Below are 21645 nucleotides of genomic sequence, written 5' to 3' on the forward strand. Positions count from 1 at the left end.
TAACATGTTGGGGAGGGGCAATAGAAATTGGAATCACTCTGGCTGCAGTATGCATGGACATTATTAATTCTTATTGGATTGGAGGGCTTGCTATCGGCCGATAATGCGCTTGTTCTGGCGGTAATCGCGAAACATTTACCGGAGGACCAGAAGAAGAGAGCCATTAATTATGGAATCATTATGGCCTTTGCTTTCCGGTTTGCTGCTCTTTTTGCGATTTCTTTTATCGCCAATGTTTGGCAAGTGCAGGCGATTGGGGCAGCCTATCTTCTGTATCTCGGTTTAAAGCACATCATCCAAGCACGCATAAGCAAAGGAAAGGAAACTCTTCACGGTGAGGTGGAACAATCCGCTGGGAAAGGCTTCTGGCCAACTGTAGGAAAGATTGCATTTGCGGATCTTGCATTTGCGATTGATTCCATTCTTGCTGCAGTAGCTCTTGCGCTTGGTCTGCCCGATTCGCCACTTGGCGATTTCGGCGGAATGGACGGAGGACAATTTATTGTAGTCGTACTTGGTGGTATTGCGGGTTTAGTCTTGATAAAATACGCAGCTACATGGTTTGTGAAGTTGCTTGAGCAACGCCCCGCTCTGGAGACAACGGCTTATGCGATCGTAGCCTGGGTCGGGGTGAAGCTTACCGTAATTACCCTTGCCCATGGCGATATTGGTGTCTTAAATCAGCATTTTCCACATAGCACAGGTTGGACTCTTATCTTTTATGGGGTTTTGGTTGCTGTTGTCATTCTTGGCTGGTTTGCGCCGGCTAACAAACAATCTCAAGCAGATCATACCTGATTGAATATACACGCTCTTCGCAGCTTGGGGATCTAGAGTATACGACAGGAACTTGATGATCGATACTTTATTAGATGTAGATTAAGGCTGCATAGGGGAGGCTGCCGATAGGAGATCGGTGGCCTTTTCCGCATTAACTGGCAGTTATGCATGGAGAGTAAGTCCGGTCCGGCTTATAATTAACGTCCATATCAAAAATTGCGTACCAGGTCAAAAATAGTTCCTAGTAAACCGTAAAGCGTTAAGTTATTATTCAATTTATGAGGATAATTAATAGAAGAATTCCGCAAAAAGTGCTGACCGTATATGTAGCCGTATTTGTTAGTATTGTCATTCTTACCGCAGGCCTGTCTTACTGGAGCGTAGCTGTTCATGTTAAGGAGGATTTGGATACGACCCGTATTGACCTGCTTAAGCAGCTTGGGCAAAAGGTCGATTTGGTACTCCGGGGTATTGATAAAACAACGTTGAATTTGGTGCAAGAGACGGAAGTTATACGGTTTATGGAGGGCAGTCTCACGGAGGATCAGCAAAAGTACGAGGTATTTAACAATTTATCCAACACATTAAGAACGATACTGGATGCCAACAGCATCTTGAGCTCGATCTATCTGTACTCGTCCGAAAACAATCTCATCGCCTCCAGCAGCACATTGGAAAAACGCAGTCAATTTTTCGACCAGGAATGGGTCGATATGTTTCATAAGATCAACGATATATCCATATGGGCCGGTCCGCGCAAAGTAACCTATAACGCCAATACAAGCTTCAGCATTAACAAAAATATCGTCACCCTTATGCGTTCCTACCCGCTAACAGCCACGGGCTCAAGAAAAAAGGGAGCGGTTGCGGCTAATATAAATGAAGAAAAGCTTAATGAGCTTGTACGCGATACGAACTCCAGGCTGGGGCAAGTTTTTGTAATGGACAAAAGCGGCAATGTTATTTCTCATCAAGATAAAGAACAGCTGTACCTCAATGTTGGAAGAATATGGTTAGGCGACAACTTTGACCAAATTCAAATTCAGCAATTCGGTCAATGGGACATACAGATCGACGGCTCGAACGGTCGGATTTACTATTACACCTCGCCTTATACCGGGTGGATCTTTATGAATTTCATGCCCGATGAAAAAGAGGATAAGCAGCTGGGGGTTATCCGTAATATTTTGCTGTCTGTAGCTTTAGGAATGGTCGTTTTTGCAGTTATTGCAGCCTTAATGTTAAGCAACAGGTTTTATCGTCCCATGCAGCAAGCCTTGCGGAGCATCAGTATGCAATTGAAGGGAGATGCCGACTCCAGCCCGACGGAAATATACGGAAATCTCGATTATTTAGAGAAAAGATTCAGTCAGGTTCTAACAGATAACCGAACAATGAATCAGCAGCTGCGCGACAGCAAACCAGTCATGAAATGGAGTCTGTTGATGGACCTCCTAATGGGAAACCGGACAAGTTACTTTGTGGAAAAGCCGCTTTTTGACTTTCTGGATATTCGGTTATTCTCAAGTCATTTCATCGTGATGGTTGCTGAGTTCGACAAGCCAGTAGAGCTGGGAAGCGAAAGAGACGCACAGTTGTATACCTATGGGCTATGCAACATGGCGGAGGAGTATATGAATGGGGCAGGTAAGGGGGCTTCTATTCAGCTTGAATTGGGCAAGGCGGCATTCATTATGAGTTTTGAGGATGAGAATGCCACCGGAAATATCGTAACGGCATTGTCAATAGGAGAGTTGATACGCAGCTCCGTTGAATCGTACTTCAACAAATCGGTTTCTATCGGCTTGAGTAGGCATACAGATAACATGAGAGGACTCAAACAAGCTTATCTGGAATCGTTGGAAGCTTTAAAATATAAGCTGGTGCTTGGAATGAACATGGTTTTATCCATCGAGGATTTAAAGATTCCTTCAAGCGAAAGCACGATAAAAATTTTCGCTACACGTGAGGGAGTGGCTGAGGCTCTGCGTGAGGGGAATGCGAACAAGACGGAGCAGCTTTTTGACGAGTTATTAAATAAAGCCGTCCAGGAGAACATTCCCCCGGAAACGATGAAGCAGCTTTGTGTCCAAGTCTTGGTGGAATCGCTGAGTGAAGCGTTGGAGCTTAATGTAGATGTATCGGAAATAACGAAGAAACACGGGGATTTGTACCAAACCATAAATACATCCCAAGAGTTGGCTGAAATACGCGCTTACAGTAAAAATATTTTATTCGAGCTCAACCGGTTAATCCTGGAAAAACGAAGCAGCCGCAGTAAAAATGAGGCATTTCCTAAAATACTTGATTACATCCATGATAATTACAAACGCTCGGATTTATCGCTCAATCTGATTGCCGAAAAGTTTGATTTTAGCGTCTCTTACTTAAGCCGATTATTTAAGGAGCAGATGGAATGCAATTTCCTTGAATATTTGATCGGAATTCGGGTGAAAACGGCACAGGAGCTTTTGACAGGCACCAGCATGAAAATTAATGAAATTGCTGAAGAAGTCGGGTACACGAACAGCTACAGTTTTAATCGGATTTTCAAGAAGCATACGGGCATGACACCGAGCGAATATAAAGAGCATAACAGTTGAGCGACGTACAAGCAGCACATTGAATTATCCCTCTACTTCGGTAGGGGGATTTTTTCTATTTTGTTATGTCAAAAAGTGAGGGTCAAAAGATGCGGGCAGCCCATTGTCAAAAAGAGCGGTATATATCAAAAGGTGTTTCTATCCAAATGACCTCCGCAGCACTTACGATAAGAACAAAGGAGGTGAACAAACATGCATCATAACGAAACTAACACAAGGGTCAGACAATCTCCACTTACACCCAAGGCACATAAGGGCGTGTGGGCTGGAATCAGAAAACGGCTTATTCGGGACCGCAACTTATATTTCATGCTTCTGCCTGTGATCGGTTTCTATCTCTTGTTTAAATTAGCTCCGCTCGGAGGTGAAATAATTGCTTTCAAAAATTACAGGTTTGCCGATGGCATATGGGGAAGCGATTGGGTAGGTCTTAAGCATTTCAAAAGCTTGTTCGCGAGTAAGGAGTTTTATATTATCCTGAAAAATACACTGCTGCTGAATGTGTACAGTCTCGTATTTGGATTTCCGGCTCCGATCATTCTTGCGCTGCTATTAAATGAAGTCCGGGTAGAGTGGTTCAAACGGATTGTGCAAAATTTTCTGTATCTCCCGCACTTTATATCGTGGGTCGTTCTTGGGGGCATCCTCATTACGATAATGTCGCCAGCAAGGGGCGTGATCAACAGTATTTTGACTAAGGGTTTAGGGCTTGAACCGATCTATTTTCTCGGAGATACGTTTTGGTGGCCGATTACGTTTGTGCTGTCCGGTATATGGCGGGAGGCCGGCTGGGGGACGATTCTATATTTGGCCGCGATGGCTAATGTGGATCCGCAGCTGTATGAAGCCGTCAAGATCGACGGGGCGGGCAAGCTGCGTCAAATATGGCATATTACTTTGCCGGGAATACGCAGTACGGTAGCCATTCTGTTGATTTTGAAGGTTGGGCATATGATGGATATCGGCTTCGAGCAAATTTTTGTACTGCAGAATGATATGGTTTTGGGGATTTCCGATGTCATTAGTACTTATGTGTACCGGGTAGGGCTTTTATCAGCCCAATATAGCTATACAACAGCACTCGGGCTGTTCCAATCGCTTATTGCATTAATTCTCGTCATCACCGTGAACAAAATTGTGAAGTCACTAGGTGAAAAAGGTCTATGGTAGGGGGGAGGGCATGAATAAAACAACATTTGCTGGCAGAATGGGTTACGGTCTCATGTATGCAGTGCTTGCTGTATGCGGCTTTTGCACACTGTATCCGTTAATTCAAGTAGTTGCGGCTTCTTTCAGCAGCAGCAGAGCAATCAGCTCGGGGGAGGTTTACCTGTGGCCGATAGAATTCACTTTATTGAATTATAGTATATTATTGAAGGATGGAGCGATCTTCAGCGCTCTCAAAAATACGGTAATCGTGACGGTAGTCGGTACTTTATTCAATATTAGCGCGACCGTGCTTGCCGCATATCCACTTTCTAAGCCAAGACTTTTGGGCCGTAATTCGCTGCTTATGGTCATAACGTTTACGATGCTGTTCACCGGAGGCTTAATTCCTCATTTTATTCTGATTAAAACACTTGGCTTAATGAATACTTATTGGGCACTCTGGCTTCCAGCACTAATAAGCACCTACAATATGTTTGTTATGAAGACGTATTTCGAGGGGCTGCCTGTCGAGGTCGAAGAATCCGCTGCTATTGACGGAGCCGGGGATTGGACAGTATTGACGAAGATTATTTTACCGCTATCCAAGCCAATGCTGGCTGCCTTATCCTTATTTTACGCGGTTTATTGGTGGAACTCGTATTTTAATGTATTGATCTATATTTCAAGCACCAGTAAAGCAACGATGATGCTGAAGCTTTATCAAATGCTGCAAGGCATGAATGATAAGCTGCAAAATTTAGATATGGCAATTGTCAGTGTGAATGATATTCCGACACCGGAAGGGTTAAAGGCCGCCGCTATATTTATCGCGCTGCTTCCAATTTTGTGTTTTTACCCGTTTTTGCAAAAGCATTTTGTAAAAGGCGTTCTCATTGGTTCTGTCAAAGGATAAATTCAGCAATTGCTTGCGATTCATGTTTTCTTACAAAAAACTCTAGGGAGGAAAAATTCGATGAAAAACAAAGATTTTGGCCGCAGATCGTTACAACTAACCTTATCCGGATGTCTGGCTACCGCAGTATTGCTCGCAGGGTGTACGAAGAATGAGCCCCAACCAAGCTCTCAAGGTTCGTCGGATCCGTACGATAAATTGCCAAAGACGGTTTCCGTCAATGCCAGAGACAATGGGAATATTGCGAGCGAGGAAGGCAATATCGAGGAGAACCGCTGGACGAAATGGATCAATGAAAACTCCGGCATTCAAGTGAAGTGGATAGCTACACCGCCAACTTTAGCTCCTCTTATCCAGAAGCTGAACACCCTTGTTGCCGCTGGCGAAGGTCCGGATCTAATTGTTGAAGCCAACCGTCCGTTTCTTTCAACATTAGTTGACAATGGCGCTCTGCAGCCAATCGATGAGTATATAGACAAGTACAGTACAACGTATAAAAAGTATTTAAGCGAACACCCGGAATTAAAGGAATGGATAACATTTGATGACGGGAAGATGTATTTAGCCGGCGTTATGCGGACAGAAACAGCCGGTATTGTTCATGCCGGTTTCATCAGACAGGATTGGCTGGATAAACTGGGCTTAAAGATGCCGACTACCGCAGACGAGCTGCTTGAAGTAGCCAAGGCGTTTAAAGACATGGACCCGGATGGAAACGGTAAAGCAGATACTATCGGATTTTCCTTCAATATTCCTCTCGGATTAGGCAGTCCGATTCAAGGCATGTTCGATACGATGGCGGATAAATGGAATTTGGAAAACGGGAAGCCTACATACGGAGCTTTGTCAGATCGTTTTGCCGATTCTATTGCATTCAATAAAAGAATGTATGAGGAAGGCCTTATCGATAAGGAATATTTAACGGACAAAAATTTTGAGCGTCAAAAGCAGCTGTGGGTCACAGGAAAATCGGGGATATTCATGGGAACACCTGGCGATGTTTACAACTCCTATAAGGATTTGAAGAAAAATGCGCCAACTGCCCAGTTGTCCCCGATCGCGCCTGTATCCACTAAATATGGAAAAAACGGTTATAACCAAGGGGTAGGCTTAGCCGGTAATATGGTCGGTTTCAATAAACAGATGAAAAACCCTAAGGCAGCCGTACAGTTCCTCGATTTCATGATGGAAAAAGGCGGGTTTACCATAGCTAACGGACTGGAGAACGTGCATTACAAAATGTCCAATGGTGTACCGGCACCGATTGATCCGCAAAAGAACGCCAAAGAGCTTAACTACGCAGGCACGTATAATATGCTTTACGACAATAAGAGTACGTTTGAAGATATCTTAAAAAATCCGAATCCGGATCCAATATTCCGCGAAATCGATGAATTAAAGGTCAAAGCGGGCAAAGTTATATTATCTGTACCGTTCCACAGAGATTTCCCAGTGCTGCCGTCCAATCAAGAGTTTAACCAGACAATGACCGCATTTAACGCTCTGGTTGATCCGGCAATTGCTAAAGCTGTAATTTCCGGAGGGGCTTATACGCCACAAATGGTATCGGAGGATTTGAAAAAGGAATGGAAGCGTCTTGGAGGGGATAAAGCCGAACAATTGATGAACGATTATTATCAAAAGAAAAAGGCGACCCAAAAATAAAGCAAAAAGCTAACACAAACAAAGAGAGGTCGGGTAAACAGATATGAATAAATTACGAGGTATTATTCCACCTATTATTACACCTTTTACAAAAGATCGGAATATCGACACGGCTGCTTTGCAGGGCTTGGCCAACTATATGATCGGCTGCGGAGTAAACGGTATTTTTGCGATGGGGACGGCAGCCGAATCGCCAATGCTAACCCGGGAGCAGCGGTTGAAGGCGCTGCAGGCGCTAAAGTCGGAGTGTGCTGGGAGAACTCCGCTGTTAGTTGGCGTCATGGAAACCAGCACATCCAGAGTGCTGGAGCTGGTGCGCGAGGCAGAGGAGCTGCAGGCGGATGCGGTTGTTGCTGTGACTCCTTACTATTTCCGCGTTAAGCAGAAAGAGATTGTCAAGCATTTTGCTGCAATTCGCGAAGCGACCTCGTTGCCGCTCATTATCTATAACGTGCCGGTATATACCGGCAACCCGATTGAACCGGCGACGATCAACGAGATCGCCCGTTTTCCAGGCGTCGTTGCCTACAAGGACAGCTCCGGCAACATGCCCCATTTTCAACAAGCGATTCGTCTTACCCGCGACCTGCCGCATTTTTCAGTGCTGCAGGGGGTTCAGGTGTTAAGTGTGATCAGTTTGCAAATGGGTGCAGCCGGATTGATACCGGGAGTCGGCAATGTAATACCTGATCAGATGGTTTCGTTATTTCAAGCGGTTCAGCAGGGTGAAGTGAATAAAGCCTATGAAATACAAGATTTCATCGTCCAGTTGGAGGAGGCTTTCTCGATTGAAGGATATTCGCTTCCGGTTATGAAGGGGATGGCACAATATTTGGGCTTCGGCGAAGGGGTACCACACTTTCCGCTGCAGCCTCTCACGGCTGACGGAATGCATAAGCTTTCACAAATCTTATTGGGCGGTAATGTAAAAGGAGGGGTATAGCCTTATGAAAAAGGTATCCAATTCCAACAAGCATCTGGTAGCTCAAGAAAAGGATATGTACATCTCGTTTCCCGGGATAGCCAAGGCGAATGGAGGGCTTATAGCTTGCTATTTGCGTACAGATAGCCATCATCGAATGAAAACCGATATCATGATTACTAGATCTTTGGATGGCGGAAAATCATGGATCAACCACCAATCGATAGCGTATACGGATGTGTTTGAGCATGGCAGTGTGTACGTAGTGCCGAGAATTAATTCGCTTTCTGACGGAAGGTTGGTTGTTATTTGCGACCGCGGGCTGCGGAATCCACAAACTGAATTCCAATATTTATCGACCTGGGTCTACAACAAGCAGATGTGGAATGAATTATTCTGGAGCCATGATGATGGACTGACCTGGGACGGCCCGCACCGGATAGACGATGTCGGGGGAGAACCGGAATATATTCAGGAGCTATCGAACGGGAGCTTGATGTATACAAGAGCAGAGGTTGGTGAAATGGAGCCAAGACTGCGCTTTAATCCGGCAACCTATTTCGAATTTGGCAACCCGGCCAAATACGACTGGTTCCCTGGCGTTAAAGTTTATTACAAGCAGGCGGCGGTGTTTTCGGATGACGGAGGGCAATCCTGGGAACGGAAATCATATATGACGGACCATCCGCTATACTCGGATGCGGAAGCCGGCTTTGCCGAAATCAAACCCGGATATTTGCTTGCTGTAACTCGTTGCGCGGACCATGGCACCCGGTATGGGCAGCCGAGCCGGATGATCCGAAGCAGCGATTACGGCCAGACATGGGACCAAGGGGTGTTGGCACCGTTCCACGGTCACCGCCCTACACTTGGCATGCTGCAGTCCGGCAAAGCACTGGCTGTTTTTAGAAATGCATTGGGTACTAATGCCACCTATGCGTTTATGTTCGATCCAGAAGAACCGTTTACGTATCAGCCGAACTCCTTCATATGGAATGAAGCGGATTGTGTAATCGACAATGGGGTTATGACCCTAAGAACGGAGGAAGGTCCAAACCGTGCCGTGAGGTTTCAATTGTATCCGGCTCAAAATGATGTATCACGGGTAGAATTAGAGACGGTAATGAGACTGGAGGAGGCAGACGAGTACGGCTGCTGCATTAGTGCAGGCTGCTGGCTCCGCTTCGAAACGGACCGCGTGTCGTTAGCGGGGAGGACGGAGCAAGGCTTCATGCTCGATACCCGCGAATGGCATCAATACAAGATCATTCGTGAGCATCATGAGATCTTTATTTATGTAGACGGACAACTAATGCTGCACACAAATACGGTGGGCCTAGCTACGCGAATGGTCGGCTTCGGCAACCGGTACATTCAGAATGAAGCAAAGCGGAACAGGTCCGTCAGCCACTGGCGGTCGTTAGCAGTAAAGGTTATCAATCCGGATGACTATAGTATCGATTGGGAATGGCATGCAGCTGCCGGTTATCCCGATCAATTCCGAAGAGACCGGTTCGTGCTGCTCGATAAATCTGGGTTCTCAGCGGGAGATAACGGATATCCGCAATGGGTGCAGCAAGCAGATGGCTCCATCGTCATTATCGATTATACGAAGGGAGAGCCGGTACAGGACCAGCCTTTTGTCCGCTCTTATACAGTAACAGAAGCTGATCTATCTGGTGTAAAACAGACTTAACCGTCCCAATAGAGTAAGGCAACCCAGAAGCCTTTGGATTATGGGCAAAGCAAGGCTGAACGGTTAACGGAATTTGCAGACCGGGCGGGAATTGTTATAGGCGTCAATCAACAGCGCGGTGGGAGCCTTCCTACCGCGCGCTTTGACTCCTGCTTGATCGCGGCCAGATAAAAGGTTGCGTATTGTTTATATGATCCTGAAACATAAATCGCGAGTATTCAACCACGAAACAGCTGAAATTTACAAAATCCATGTGGGCGACACAACAATGATGGAGTCTACTTTTTTCCATCGATTTTGACAGAATGCCCGTTCTTAAAGTGAATGAAAAGAAACTGAATGATATTAAATGAACTTACTTTTGTATAATCTTGAGGAGATTCAAGGCCAGGTGGAGGAAGCCTTCGTCTGTGGGATGCACACCTCCAGCATCAAACAAAGAAGGTACATGCGGAACCAGACTTAGCCCATCGATGACGCGCACATTGGGAAAAAAGCTGCACACTCCTGCGATAGCTTGGTTAATTTCCAGAAAGGAGAATGTTCCTTTCTGCTCGTGCATATCCCGCCGCCATATTGGTGTCATAGTGAAGATTCGCGCCTCGGGATACAGGAACACCAGCATCCTCATATAATTTGCACAGTGCTCGCGAAACTCAGCAATGGTTCTGCATCTTGACCAATCATTGGTTCCATACGCGACTGTGATCAGTTCCGGGTGATAAGGTAAACTTACATCCAGTGAATCCGCATTAAAGAAATACCCCCCAACGCCTTGATTCAACAATTGCATATTTAGGAAATTGGACAGTAAGACAGGGTATGTGTTGGATGGATGCAATGAGTCCATGCCCTGAGTGATTGAATCCCCCAAACAAAGGAGCCGTTTTGGACGGGCTTCTACGGTTTCCACCACTGCCCCAGATGACAGCTGCAAATCGTGTAGCACAAGCTGTACCGTTTGCGGCAAATAGATTGTCACCGAGCGCATGCCACCATGCTCCGGCAATAGAAAGGTGCTGACATGCGTTCCTAAGCTTACCGGCAGGTGCTCGAAACTTGAGACCATAATCCCATCGACCAGCAAATCAAAATAAGCGAAGTCCCTGATCTTATCCAGGATCGTATAAGATAAACGCAGCCACTTGGCATCTGTTAGCAAGGCGAGACCTACACCAGCTGGGCAATAGCTGCGCAATCCATGGACTTCGCGCTTTCCATATTGTTTGAGTTGGCCTTCCGTGAACCGTAAAGGCTTCCATCCATCTTTTGTCTTTTCGACTGTCAGTTGGTTAAACAACCACTTCTCCATAACAACACTCCCCATCCCCCTAAATTTCAATGCGATTGAAGGAAGACTTTTGATTGGAAATTATATCATGCGAAATGTGAATATTCAATGTGGATAAAACTATCGAATGTTCCGCTCATGAAGTGGCGGGTTTCCATAGAATATTCAATAATTGAGAAAATCTCTTTGACAAATATATAAGAGTAGCTCAAAATGGTATTATATACAGTTCATTTAAGTATTATATATGGTATCGGAGGGAGAGCTATGAGTGCTCCGGGTTTGTTGTATGGATTAAAAATATTAGCGTTGGTTGAGCAAGAAGGAGAAATCGGCTTCAATCAATTAAAAACCGATTTGGGGCTAGGTGCTTCAAGCTTAACACGATTTCTGAATCTGTTAATCGAAGAAAGCTATATCTTGAAATCTCCGGACCAGAAGTATGTATTAGGTGATAGATGGCAGCCAAGTCCGAAGAAATTAAATTCAACGCAGGAACAGATAAGAAGCCTCGTTTATCCACTCTTGGAGACAATCGTGAGAGATACACATTTTACAGCCTTGTATATCGAATATGAACATGGAAAGATGATTTGCAGGGAAAAGGTCATCCAACCCTATGGCGTTAATATGCAAGCGGTGGGGAGCATACGTACAGACTATATGCTGCATCCATGGGGGTATCTGCTGCTTGCTGCATCCACTGTTAAACAAAGAGCATTTATGATGGAGCATAGCAAATTAGATCTAACAGGGCAATTAACCCTTCCGTCCCTATCGCAGCAAACCGGTTATTTACAGATGGCTGTCGACGAGCAATACGTAGATGATTATAACCGGGTTTATTCGGGCATTCGAAGACTGGCTTTTCCAATTAGAATAAATAACCGATTAATAGGCTCGATAGGACTGGGATCGATTTCAGGGAATGTGGACGAAGAGAAAGTAAGTCATTATATAGAAACCGTCAAACTGCATATTGAAAAATTATGCTTAGCGGTTGAAAGCGAAATCTGAGGCAGGTGTGATCTATACCAATCATAGCAGGAGGTGACCCTTTGACTCATCCCCCAAAAAAAGAGAAATATATGGTGTTTATGCGATTTTTGGTGCCTTATATTTTGTTTCTGCTGGTGCCTTTATTTATTACATTGATCACCTACCAACAAACGATTTCCGAATTGGAAGCCGAAATGACGAGTAAGAACGTGACGATATTAAATCACAGTAAGGAGATCATTGATCAGCGGTTGGCGGAGATCGATTCGATTGCGCAGCAATTGGTTTCCAATTCCACTGTCCAACAATTTCAGTATGTATCGCAGGCTTTTGAAGGCAACATGGTCAATCGAACATTGGATCTCAAAAAATCCTTATATGATTATACGGTGACCAATAATTTTATATTTGATTATTTTCTGGTGTATCCCAACAATGGTACAGTGATGAATTCCAAAAATATATATACCCTCCCGGCTTTTTATCGTGAATATTTGAATTATGACAGCATGGACATGGAACAGTGGAAACGCTCCTTCCTTGATGTGTTTCACCAAAGAGCCATCCTGCCGGCACAAGGGGTGAACATGAATGGGAAGCCTTACCGATTTATCACTTACCTGCATACATTGGGTTACTCCAGCCGTTTTCAAGGCACTTTATTCATCCTTATTGAGGATAAGGAAATTCAGAAGCTTCTGAAGGGATTTGATATTTCCGATGGCGGTTGGGCTTATATTGCCAATGAGCAAGGGGAAATTGTCAGTTATATTACTGATGATGCAGATAAGATCCCGGCTGATATACCGCTTCAAAACCTGCAGGGGATCCAGCAGCAGTCGATTGATGGCACGGATGTCGTAGTTACCTATACAACATCCAGTTATAACAAGTGGAAATATGTGGTTGTCCAGCCTTCTCACATCATGATGAAGCGGATCGACACACTTAAAAATACAATCCGGCTATTTATAATAACATCCTTGATTGTCGGTCTATTGTTAGCGCTCCTGTTTGCCTATCGGAATAGTGCGGCATTACGGTTATTGATCCGAACGCTTCGGGAGAGATTTGAAGGGGAGCAGCATCCGACAGGGAGCGTCTACGGTTTTATTCAGGCTACCGTGCTCTCTTTAATACAAAGCAACAAAGAGCTTCAGGAAGAAATGAAAGCACAAATACCTTTTCTGCGTGCTGCCTATTTGGAACGATTGTTTAAGGGGGAATTGCTAGGGCAGCAGGATTTGACCGTTATGCAGCAGCATATTGGTATGGAGATCCGCGGCAATAACTATGTGGTCGTCTTATTGTTGTACCGGGATTATGACCAGCTTTACATCGAAGGCATGCTTGAAGAATTGGATATGAAGCGGGTATGGATCAAGGATGTCTTGAACAAGGTGATTCAGGCGGGCGAATATATCCATGATATTACAGAAGACAAGATTGCATTGCTCATTTCATCCGCGGAGCCCTTCACTGCCGAATGCCAGACCGAAATTGAAGGGCGCATTGAACAGATCAAGCAAGCCTTAGCTGTCCACTCTCTTGTGAATCCCGTATTTGCCGTCGGCAGGATCTACCCAAGGCTGCTCGATGTGTGGCAGTCGTATGAGGAAGCGAATCAAGCTTTGAATGTAAGTATGCGGAGCATGACAGAAGACGTGATCTGGTTCGAGGATATATCGCGGAAGAGCAACCATTACCATTTCCCAAGTGAAGTTGAAACCAGGATGCTTTCTTATATAAAAGCAGGGAACCAGCAGGAAGTGGATAAGCTGATGGGCGAGCTCTATGAGGAGAATTTCGTTCAGCGGGATTTATCATTGAATATGCTGCGCGTTTTCTTGTATGAGCTTTGGGGAGGTTTCATCAAAGTGGCCGAGCAAGTATCCGCAGAGGATGACTCCATCGCACATGCCGTACAGTCCAAAGCCTTTGAATTACTAACCTACAAGGATATGAAACGATTTTATCAATATATTTTTGAGCTGTATCGTAAGGTAAGCGACGAAGCCAACCGGAAGAAGAAAAGCCATAATGAACGTTTGACGGCAGAGATTGTTACGCTCCTGCAGCAGACTTATACCGACCCCCACCTGTCCCTCTCGTCGATCTCCAGCCACTTTGCAATTTCAGAGGTGTACTTATCCCAATTCTTCAAGGAACAAACAGGAATCAATTTCTCCGATTATTTGGAAAGCCTTCGAATGACCCGTGCAATGGAACTGCTGGCAACTTCGAATCTGTCTGTCTATGAAATTGCCAATCAGGTCGGATATAATTTGGCAACGAGCTTTAGCCGGGCGTTTAAGCGAACGCATGGGATGAGCGCCTCCGCATATCGTTCAAGTGCCACTAAGGCTAGAGACTAGTTAATTTTCTTAGATACTGCAAGTGTTTTAATTATGGATAAGTACCATTCTTAAGAAAAGAAAAGAATATAAAAAGTGATTCTTGTGAAGCAGCCAGGAATTTTCTATGCTGAATTTGTCTCCGGCCGGGACGACTGAAATTAAGGGGTGATTAATCTGCAAGCCTCATTGATCAAAATTCGCAAGGTGTGGCAGCTTTATATACTCATATTGCTCCCTGTTCTATACTTAATCACGTTTAAGTATGTCCCCATGTATGGCGTACAGATTGCGTTCAAAAATTTTATTGCCACCAAGGGGATTTGGGGAAGTGAGTGGGTAGGCCTAAGCCAGTTCAGCCGCTTCTATAACTCTTACGACTTTTGGAGAATAATAAGGAACACCTCGATCCTTAGCGGATATACGCTTATCGCCGGATTTCCACTGCCCATCGTTCTCGCGCTCAGCCTTAACAATGTGTCCAGCAAATTTTTTAAAAAGTCGGTTCAGATGGTTACTTATGCACCGCATTTCATCTCTGTAGTTGTCATGGTAGGCATAATCTTTCAGTTTACTGACCCGCGTACCGGAATTATTAATCACCTTATTCAATTTTTCGGGTTCGAGCCTATTAATTTTATGGGCAATCCATCCTATTTCTATTCGGTGTTTGTCTGGTCGGGGATTTGGCAAAATGTTGGATTTTCTTGCATTATTTATTTGGCGGCGCTTTCAACGATTGATCCTGCCTTGCATGAAGCTGCCGTCATTGATGGCGCCAACAAATTGCAAAGAATGTGGCATGTGGATATTCCAGGTATTTTACCGATCGCGATTATTTTACTCATCATGAACACGGGTCATATTCTCGATGTTGGCTTTGAGAAGGTATTATTGATGCAAAATCCACTTAATAATCAAACCTCAGAAGTGATTGATACCTACGTGTACAAGATCGGCTTAGCTTCACCAGCGGCAAACTATTCTTACTCTTCGGCTATCGGATTGGTCAAAACCGTCATAAGCCTGATTTTGCTGCTTACGGTCAATAAGATCGCACAAAAAACCAATCAAGCGAGTCTATGGTAGAAGAAATGGTTGTATAGGCTGGTAAAGGAGAAGAGAGATTATCATGAAAACAACCGCAATCAAGGATGCGCGTACTGATCGTGTCTTTACCTTGATGAATTACCTGGTGCTTTCGATTTTTTTTATAACCGTATTATACCCGCTCGTTTATATCGTAAGCGCTTCATTCAGCAGCTCCGCTGCTGTAATTAGCGGCAGAGTATGGCTGTGGCCCGTAGAACCTACAACCGCCGGATATCATGCGGTGTTCAAGCATCGCTTGATTGGGTCGAGCTTTTGGAATTCCGTGTATTATACGGGTGTCGGGACCCTTGTGAATGTGATCATGACTGTTTTGGCTGCGTATCCGCTTGCGCGTAAGGATTTTTTTGGTAAAAACTGGTTTATGATGTTTTTCATATTTACCACTTTATTCTCGGGCGGATTAATTCCCACGTATCTGCTGGTGAAGGATTTGGACCTGCTTAATTCCAGATGGGCGCTTATTCTTCCCGGCGCTCTTGCCGTTTGGAATGTAATCATCACGAGAACGTACTTTCAATCGACGATTCCCGACGAGCTGTTAGAGGCTGCTCAAATGGACGGATGTTCCGATTTTAAATTTGTTTGGAGAATTGTTCTTCCGCTCTCCGGTCCGATCATTGCTGTCATTTCTCTGTTTTATGCGGTAGGCCATTGGAATACCTATTTCAATGCATTGATTTATTTGAAAAATCAGAACTTGTATCCGCTGCAGCTTATTTTAAGAGATATCCTGGTACAGAACGAAGTCGATCCGGCTATGATGGGGGATGTTGAAGAAGCTGCGGCAAAAGCGGATTTACGGGAATTGCTGAAATATTCGTTGATCGTCGTATCCACCTTGCCCATGCTGGCAGTTTATCCTTTTGTACAAAAGTATTTTGTAAAAGGTGTCATGATCGGTTCATTGAAGGGTTGATTCGAGTTATAGAAAGCGGGAGGCTGAAAAGAATGAAAAAAACGCTGTTAATTGGGGTCTCGCTGACCCTGCTGTCTGTTATAGCTTTAAATGGCTGCACAACGGATAAGGCAAACGACTCTTCGTCATCGGATACACAGGTTCCGCAGGCAGCCAATAATGTAAACCCTGCCGGGATGTTTCCGATTGTGAAGGATAAAGTGACAATGAAGGTGCTGGTGCAGGCCAATGCATTGGTAGAGGATTTTGCCACGAATACCTTTACCAAGCAGCTCGAAGAGAAAACAAACATTCACCTGGAATGGGAGGTCGTCCCTGCCAAATCGGCCCAGGAAAAGCTGAATCTCGTGTTGGCCAGCTCCGATTATCCGGATATTATTATGGGCTTCGCAGTCACACCTACTCAGCAGATGATCTTCGGTGAGCAAGGAGTCTTCCTTCCGTTAAATCAAATGATCGACAAGTATAGTGTTGACTTCAAAAAAGCGATGGAGAAATTCCCTCTTGTGAAAGAAACCATCACTGACGTTCGTGGTAACATCTATGCACTACCTGTCGTTAATGATTGTTTTCAATGCTCTATGAGTCAGAAAATGTATATTTACAAGCCTTGGCTGGATAAGCTTGGTCTCAAAATGCCAACGACCACGGATGAATTTTACCAAGTCCTTAAGGCCTTTAAGGAAAAAGACCCGAATGGGAACGGTAAAGCGGATGAAATCCCTTTGGCCGGTGCTCCTGCACCATCTGGATCTGACATCGGTTTATTCATTATGAATTCATTTACCCCTTACAATAAGAGCGGGCTCATTCTGAATAATGGCAAAATTGAAGCATCTTTTACTAAACCGGAGTGGAAGGAAGGTCTGCAATATTTGCAAAAGATGTATGCAGACAAGCTTATTTCGCCACAATCCTTCACTCAGGATACGAACCAGTTGAAGCAAATGGCAGAAAACCCGGACATTGCTGTGTTAGGCGCAGCAGCGGCCAATAACGTTTCGGTCATTTCGCAGATAAGCGGCAAAAGCGGAAGATGGTTAGACTATGTGACGGTACCGCCGCTGAAGGGACCCAAAGGGGTTCAGGTGGCTGCACTGAATCCATTTAACGCCACTGGCGGACAATTCATTATCACTAAAGCCAATAAGAACCCGGAGGCCGCATTTCGGTTGGCCGATTACTTATATAGTGAAGAAGCGACTTTTCCATCCGTGAATGGTGTGGAAGGGAAGCAGTGGAAGAAACCGGGCCCAACGGATATTGGGTTGGACGGAAAGCCGGCCAAATGGGTGGAATTGATTCCTTTTGGTCAAGTCCAGAATGATTTCTGGGCGCAAAGCGGAGTATTCCTCTTTGACGATAGCATCCGGTTAAGCAAAGCGGCTGATCCGAATACGCCCAATCTGGCCTATATTTTGTATAAAGAAACAAAAGAGAAATATGAGCCCTATAAGCAAAAAGTGGAAACTGTGGTTCCACCACTATATTTAACGACGGAACAAGCATCGGAAATGGCCGATCTTAATAAAACGATAACCGATTACAGAGATGAAATGTTTGTAAGGATAGTAACGGGAGATGTAGAACTGGAGAAGGGCTGGACGGATTACCTGAAACAATTGGACAGCATGAATATCAAACGTTATTTGCAAATCAACCAAGAAGCCTATGATGTGAAATACAAGAAAAAATAATAGCTTTGAGAATGGAGGGCGGTGGTTCCCATGAAGAAGAAGTACAATATTTTGTTTATTATTACAGACCAACAGCGCAAAGACACATTAGGCTGTTATGATAACGAGTTGATCCGCACACCTCATATCGATAAGCTGGCTGCCGAAGGCATTCAATTTAATAAAGCTTACTGTGAAAGCCCAATATGCATGCCTTCCCGGGCTACACTGCATACAGGAAAAAAAGCGATTCATCATGGCGTCACCCATCACAACGATTCGATGAGGCCTGATGAACAAACGATAGCTCACGTACTGGCAGAGAAGGGCTATGTCACGAAGTGTATCGGTAAAATGCACTTGACTTCCCAGCAGCACCGGGGCAGGGAGGAATCGATCGCAGACTGGCGGGATGGGGTTTATAAAGAATGGCAGGGACCCTATTATGGTTACCAAACAGCGGATTTGATACTAGGACATAGCAATTCGCTTGTGGGCCACTATGGCAATTGGTTAAGAGAACATTACCCGGAAGCACGCCATCGTTTTGTAGTGGAGAACATGGAGAAGCTGCCTGTTTCCAGCGGGCAAGGGGTTTATAACAACGATATTCCTGAATCGCTTCATTCTTCAAGCTTTGTCGGGGATCGTACCGTCAAATTTCTGCAGGATATGAAGGAAAGTGGGAAGCCGTTCTTCTGCTTTGCCAGCTTTCCGGATCCGCATTGGCCTATCATGCCTCCAAAAGCCTATTACGAAATGTATGATGATGTGGCCATGCCACCTCAAGCTCCCGATAATGGAGAAGCGGATAAACACAATTATCCACGCCAATTTGGGATGCTAAAGCGCGATAAGAAGAACGCCTATGACGGCGGCGGCCATTATGTCAATGATCAGACGGAGATTGAAGCGATTATGAGACCTTATTGGGGAGCCGTTTCATGGATTGACGTTCAGGTAGGAAAGATGCTGCAGACTCTGAAGGAGCTGGAAATGGAAGAGGATACGATCGTCATTTTTACAACGGATCATGGTGAATATATGGGCGCTCACGGGATGATGGCCAAAGGCGGATTCGTATGGGAAGAGCTAATTAACGTCCCGCTTATAATAAGATGTCCGGATTTGATTCCAGCGGGTCAGCGAACAGATGCTTTATTTTCTTTTATTGATGTGGTTCCGACCCTGCTGGATCTCTTGGAAGTGGCTCCGTCTACGTTGGCACCGGATGGGGTCTCCCAAAAATCGGTGCTGACAGGAGATAGGGAGATGCTGCGGGATCGCTTAACCGTGACCCATTTCGGTAAAGGCGATGCAAGTATGAATCCGGATATCCATAGCTTGATAACTCCCGAGTGGAAGCTGAATTATTATGCGGGAGATGACAACGGAGAGCTTTATAACTTAAAAGAGGACCCACAGGAAATGAACAATCTTTATCATGATCCGGGACTGGAAAGCCTCCAGAGAGAATTGATCCGAAAGCTGTTGGACGAACTTATTCTTGTGAAAGACAAGAGCTACGAGCATAGAATTAAGGATGCGGATCGTTATGGAAAGCACGCGATGCATTACGAGGAATGGAAATCTGAATTGGAAGGTGTGTAGAGAGAATGGGAGCTAAACCAAATATCGTATATATTCTGGCTGACGATATGGGATATGGAGACTTATCCTGCTTGAATGAACAATCGAAAATCCGGACGGAGCATTTGGATCAAATGGCTGCTTCGGGGATGGTGTTTACAGATGGCCACTCCAGCTCCGCTGTATGTACGCCATCCCGATACAGTATTCTTACAGGACGATACAATTGGCGATCCTCGCTAAAGAGAGGAGTGCTTGGCGGATACTCCCCGTCTTTAATCGAGAAAGACCGGCTGACGGTCGCTTCGCTGCTGCAAAAAGCGGGGTATCGCACAAGCTGCGTCGGCAAATGGCATCTTGGACTGGATTGGCAAACAAGAAGCGATGACCCGACAGATGTGGATTATACCCGGCAGATTGCAAACGGTCCGATAACCCATGGATTCGACTATTTCTATGGTATCAGCGCTTCGTTGGATATGCCGCCTTATGTCTACATTGAGAACGACCGGATTACCGCACCTCCGAGCCGAATTACCCGTGGGGATGATGAAATGGGATGGTGGAGGGAGGGCCCTACCAGTGAAGAATTTGAGCATGAGGAGGTGCTTCCACGCTGCACGCAAAAGGTGCTGGACACGATCGGGGAGGCAGGAAATAATCCGTTCTTCATCTACTTTCCGCTGCCCGCCCCCCACACGCCCATTCTTCCTTCACCGGAATTCGCCGGAAAATCCGGTACGAACGCCTATGGTGATTTTGTATTAATGTGCGACGATGTGGTAGGGCAAATCATCCGTAAGCTGGAGCAATGCGGGCTGAACGACAACACGATCGTTATCTTCACTAGCGATAATGGCTGCTCGCCCAGAGCAAACTACCCGGAGCTGGCCCAATTCGGACATAATCCGAGTCATGTGTTTCGGGGGCATAAGGCCGATATTTATGAAGGCGGGCATCGTGTACCGTTGTTGGTTAAATGGCCGGAACGAATCAAGTCGGGATCAACCATGGACCAAACAGTATGTCTGGTCGATTTGATAGCTACGGTTGCGGATATCCTGGGTGAGACTTTGCCGGATGATGCAGGCGAAGACAGTATAAGCAATTTGCCGTATTGGGAAGGGCGGCAATTACCCTCTACGATCAGAGAAGCGATCGTTCATCATTCGATCGACGGCTCCTTCTCCATTCGCAAAGGGGATTGGAAGCTGGAACTATGTCCGGGCTCAGGTGGATGGAGCGATCCCAAGCCGGGGCAAGAAGCGGCAGATTCCCCAACTGTACAACTATACGATCTCAGGCAGGACATTGGTGAAAGAGTAAATGTTTACGGGCTTCATCCGGAAGTGGTACAGGAACTGACTTCACTTCTCACCTGCTATGTTCTGAATGGTAGAAGCACTCCTGGGACTGTGAGATCCAACACAGGCGGCGCCGAATGGGAGCAGCAGCTTGCTTGGCTCAAATGACTATCGTGTCCGGTTCATGCGAAAGCCTACATGCACTTATACAAAAACTCCTGACCATAAATACCAAGCTAATTGAACTGAACATTTAAATTTTTGCTTAACGTGAATTCGATTGTGACCTATGCGGCTGTCTATGGATATATATTCCAAGACAGCCGTATAATCGTCTGTCACGCTGAAAGGGTATTTAAAAGCTCTATGTGGCAGGGTCATTCCGGTTCCGTATGATGAAACACCTGACATACAAGGAAAGGCATTTACCAGTTTACCACTAACAATGTATAAATGAAAGCGCTTATAAATTAGTTTACATACAAAAAAACGTTTGTTATAATCATATTATCTTAATGATTAAAGTATATAACGGAGTATGGGGCAATGCAACGGAAACTGATTGTCGTCGATAGCCGCAACAGAGTTGACTTATTTCAAGGATCAGGATTGATTGTAAAACCTAATGAAGTCAAGGTCTTGCGAGTCTTTAAGAATTTCTCTCTCCTACAAGA

General features: G+C 45.1%; 15 protein-coding genes. 14 read left to right on the forward strand and 1 reads right to left on the reverse strand.

The annotated features are described in order from the left end of the window. Positions 1 to 27 precede the first annotated feature (27 nt). From NST47_RS19960 to NST47_RS19990, 7 genes are all read left to right on the forward strand, one after another. On the forward strand, positions 28 to 798 hold the full coding sequence (locus tag NST47_RS19960; RefSeq protein ID WP_341156683.1) for a TerC family protein: 771 nt from the start codon (positions 28 to 30) through the stop codon (positions 796 to 798). A 260-nt stretch (positions 799 to 1058) separates the two neighbouring features. Continuing rightward, positions 1059 to 3383: an AraC family transcriptional regulator gene (locus NST47_RS19965; RefSeq protein WP_341156684.1), complete on the forward strand. Its 2325-nt coding sequence runs from the start codon at positions 1059 to 1061 to the stop codon at positions 3381 to 3383. A 192-nt stretch (positions 3384 to 3575) separates the two neighbouring features. Further along, positions 3576 to 4553, forward strand: coding sequence for an ABC transporter permease (locus tag NST47_RS19970; RefSeq protein ID WP_341156685.1), 978 nt, complete (start codon positions 3576 to 3578; stop codon positions 4551 to 4553). A gap of 10 nt (positions 4554 to 4563) precedes the next feature. Beyond that, complete coding sequence (locus NST47_RS19975; RefSeq protein ID WP_341156686.1) at positions 4564 to 5445, forward strand: carbohydrate ABC transporter permease; 882 nt, start codon at positions 4564 to 4566, stop codon at positions 5443 to 5445. Positions 5446 to 5505: 60 nt separating this feature from the next. Beyond that, the gene (locus NST47_RS19980; RefSeq protein ID WP_341156687.1) at positions 5506 to 7110 is read left to right on the forward strand and encodes an extracellular solute-binding protein; all 1605 of its coding nucleotides are present in this window, start codon (positions 5506 to 5508) and stop codon (positions 7108 to 7110) included. A 43-nt stretch (positions 7111 to 7153) separates the two neighbouring features. Beyond that, positions 7154 to 8053: a dihydrodipicolinate synthase family protein gene (locus NST47_RS19985; RefSeq protein WP_341156688.1), complete on the forward strand. Its 900-nt coding sequence runs from the start codon at positions 7154 to 7156 to the stop codon at positions 8051 to 8053. Positions 8054 to 8057: 4 nt separating this feature from the next. Beyond that, a complete protein-coding gene (locus tag NST47_RS19990) occupies positions 8058 to 9728 on the forward strand; it encodes a sialidase family protein (RefSeq protein ID WP_341156689.1) in 1671 nt (556 codons plus the stop codon). 355 nt (positions 9729 to 10083) lie between these two features. On the opposite strand, the gene NST47_RS19995 is transcribed toward NST47_RS19990, so the two are convergent. Beyond that, on the reverse strand, positions 10084 to 11040 hold the full coding sequence (locus tag NST47_RS19995) for an SGNH/GDSL hydrolase family protein (protein ID WP_341156690.1): 957 nt from the start codon (positions 11038 to 11040) through the stop codon (positions 10084 to 10086). A 246-nt stretch (positions 11041 to 11286) separates the two neighbouring features. On the opposite strand from NST47_RS19995, the gene NST47_RS20000 reads away from it, so the two are divergent. From NST47_RS20000 to NST47_RS20030, 7 genes are all read left to right on the forward strand, one after another. Beyond that, a complete protein-coding gene (locus tag NST47_RS20000) occupies positions 11287 to 12036 on the forward strand; it encodes a hypothetical protein (protein WP_341156691.1) in 750 nt (249 codons plus the stop codon). Positions 12037 to 12077: 41 nt separating this feature from the next. Then, on the forward strand, positions 12078 to 14393 hold the full coding sequence (locus NST47_RS20005; RefSeq protein ID WP_341156692.1) for a helix-turn-helix domain-containing protein: 2316 nt from the start codon (positions 12078 to 12080) through the stop codon (positions 14391 to 14393). Positions 14394 to 14561: 168 nt separating this feature from the next. Continuing rightward, complete coding sequence (locus NST47_RS20010; protein ID WP_341156693.1) at positions 14562 to 15461, forward strand: ABC transporter permease; 900 nt, start codon at positions 14562 to 14564, stop codon at positions 15459 to 15461. A 43-nt stretch (positions 15462 to 15504) separates the two neighbouring features. Beyond that, the gene (locus NST47_RS20015) at positions 15505 to 16401 is read left to right on the forward strand and encodes a carbohydrate ABC transporter permease (RefSeq protein WP_341156694.1); all 897 of its coding nucleotides are present in this window, start codon (positions 15505 to 15507) and stop codon (positions 16399 to 16401) included. Between the two features lie 32 nt (positions 16402 to 16433). Continuing rightward, on the forward strand, positions 16434 to 18098 hold the full coding sequence (locus NST47_RS20020; RefSeq protein WP_341156695.1) for an ABC transporter substrate-binding protein: 1665 nt from the start codon (positions 16434 to 16436) through the stop codon (positions 18096 to 18098). 30 nt (positions 18099 to 18128) lie between these two features. Further along, on the forward strand, positions 18129 to 19688 hold the full coding sequence (locus tag NST47_RS20025; protein WP_341156696.1) for a sulfatase family protein: 1560 nt from the start codon (positions 18129 to 18131) through the stop codon (positions 19686 to 19688). Between the two features lie 5 nt (positions 19689 to 19693). Then, positions 19694 to 21139 carry a sulfatase family protein gene (locus tag NST47_RS20030; RefSeq protein ID WP_341156697.1) on the forward strand — a complete coding sequence of 482 codons (1446 nt, stop codon included), beginning with the start codon at positions 19694 to 19696 and terminating at the stop codon, positions 21137 to 21139. Positions 21140 to 21645: the final 506 nt, after the last annotated feature.

The organism is Paenibacillus sp. FSL H8-0034, from assembly GCF_038000305.1.
Classification (GTDB): Bacteria; Bacillota; Bacilli; order Paenibacillales; family NBRC-103111; genus Paenibacillus_S.

What these genes read in the sequence shown, in the direction of transcription:
- NST47_RS19965 (WP_341156684.1), top strand. Translation starts at nt 1,059, where the DNA reads ATGAGGATAATTAATAGAAGAATTCCGCAAAAAGTGCTGACCGTATAT.
- NST47_RS19970 (WP_341156685.1), top strand. Translation starts at nt 3,576, where the DNA reads ATGCATCATAACGAAACTAACACAAGGGTCAGACAATCTCCACTTACA.
- NST47_RS19975 (WP_341156686.1), top strand. Translation starts at nt 4,564, where the DNA reads ATGAATAAAACAACATTTGCTGGCAGAATGGGTTACGGTCTCATGTAT.
- NST47_RS19980 (WP_341156687.1), top strand. Translation starts at nt 5,506, where the DNA reads ATGAAAAACAAAGATTTTGGCCGCAGATCGTTACAACTAACCTTATCC.
- NST47_RS19985 (WP_341156688.1), top strand. Translation starts at nt 7,154, where the DNA reads ATGAATAAATTACGAGGTATTATTCCACCTATTATTACACCTTTTACA.
- NST47_RS19990 (WP_341156689.1), top strand. Translation starts at nt 8,058, where the DNA reads ATGAAAAAGGTATCCAATTCCAACAAGCATCTGGTAGCTCAAGAAAAG.
- NST47_RS19995 (WP_341156690.1), bottom strand. Translation starts at nt 11,040, where the DNA reads ATGGAGAAGTGGTTGTTTAACCAACTGACAGTCGAAAAGACAAAAGAT.
- NST47_RS20000 (WP_341156691.1), top strand. Translation starts at nt 11,287, where the DNA reads ATGAGTGCTCCGGGTTTGTTGTATGGATTAAAAATATTAGCGTTGGTT.
- NST47_RS20015 (WP_341156694.1), top strand. Translation starts at nt 15,505, where the DNA reads ATGAAAACAACCGCAATCAAGGATGCGCGTACTGATCGTGTCTTTACC.
- NST47_RS20020 (WP_341156695.1), top strand. Translation starts at nt 16,434, where the DNA reads ATGAAAAAAACGCTGTTAATTGGGGTCTCGCTGACCCTGCTGTCTGTT.
- NST47_RS20025 (WP_341156696.1), top strand. Translation starts at nt 18,129, where the DNA reads ATGAAGAAGAAGTACAATATTTTGTTTATTATTACAGACCAACAGCGC.
- NST47_RS20030 (WP_341156697.1), top strand. Translation starts at nt 19,694, where the DNA reads ATGGGAGCTAAACCAAATATCGTATATATTCTGGCTGACGATATGGGA.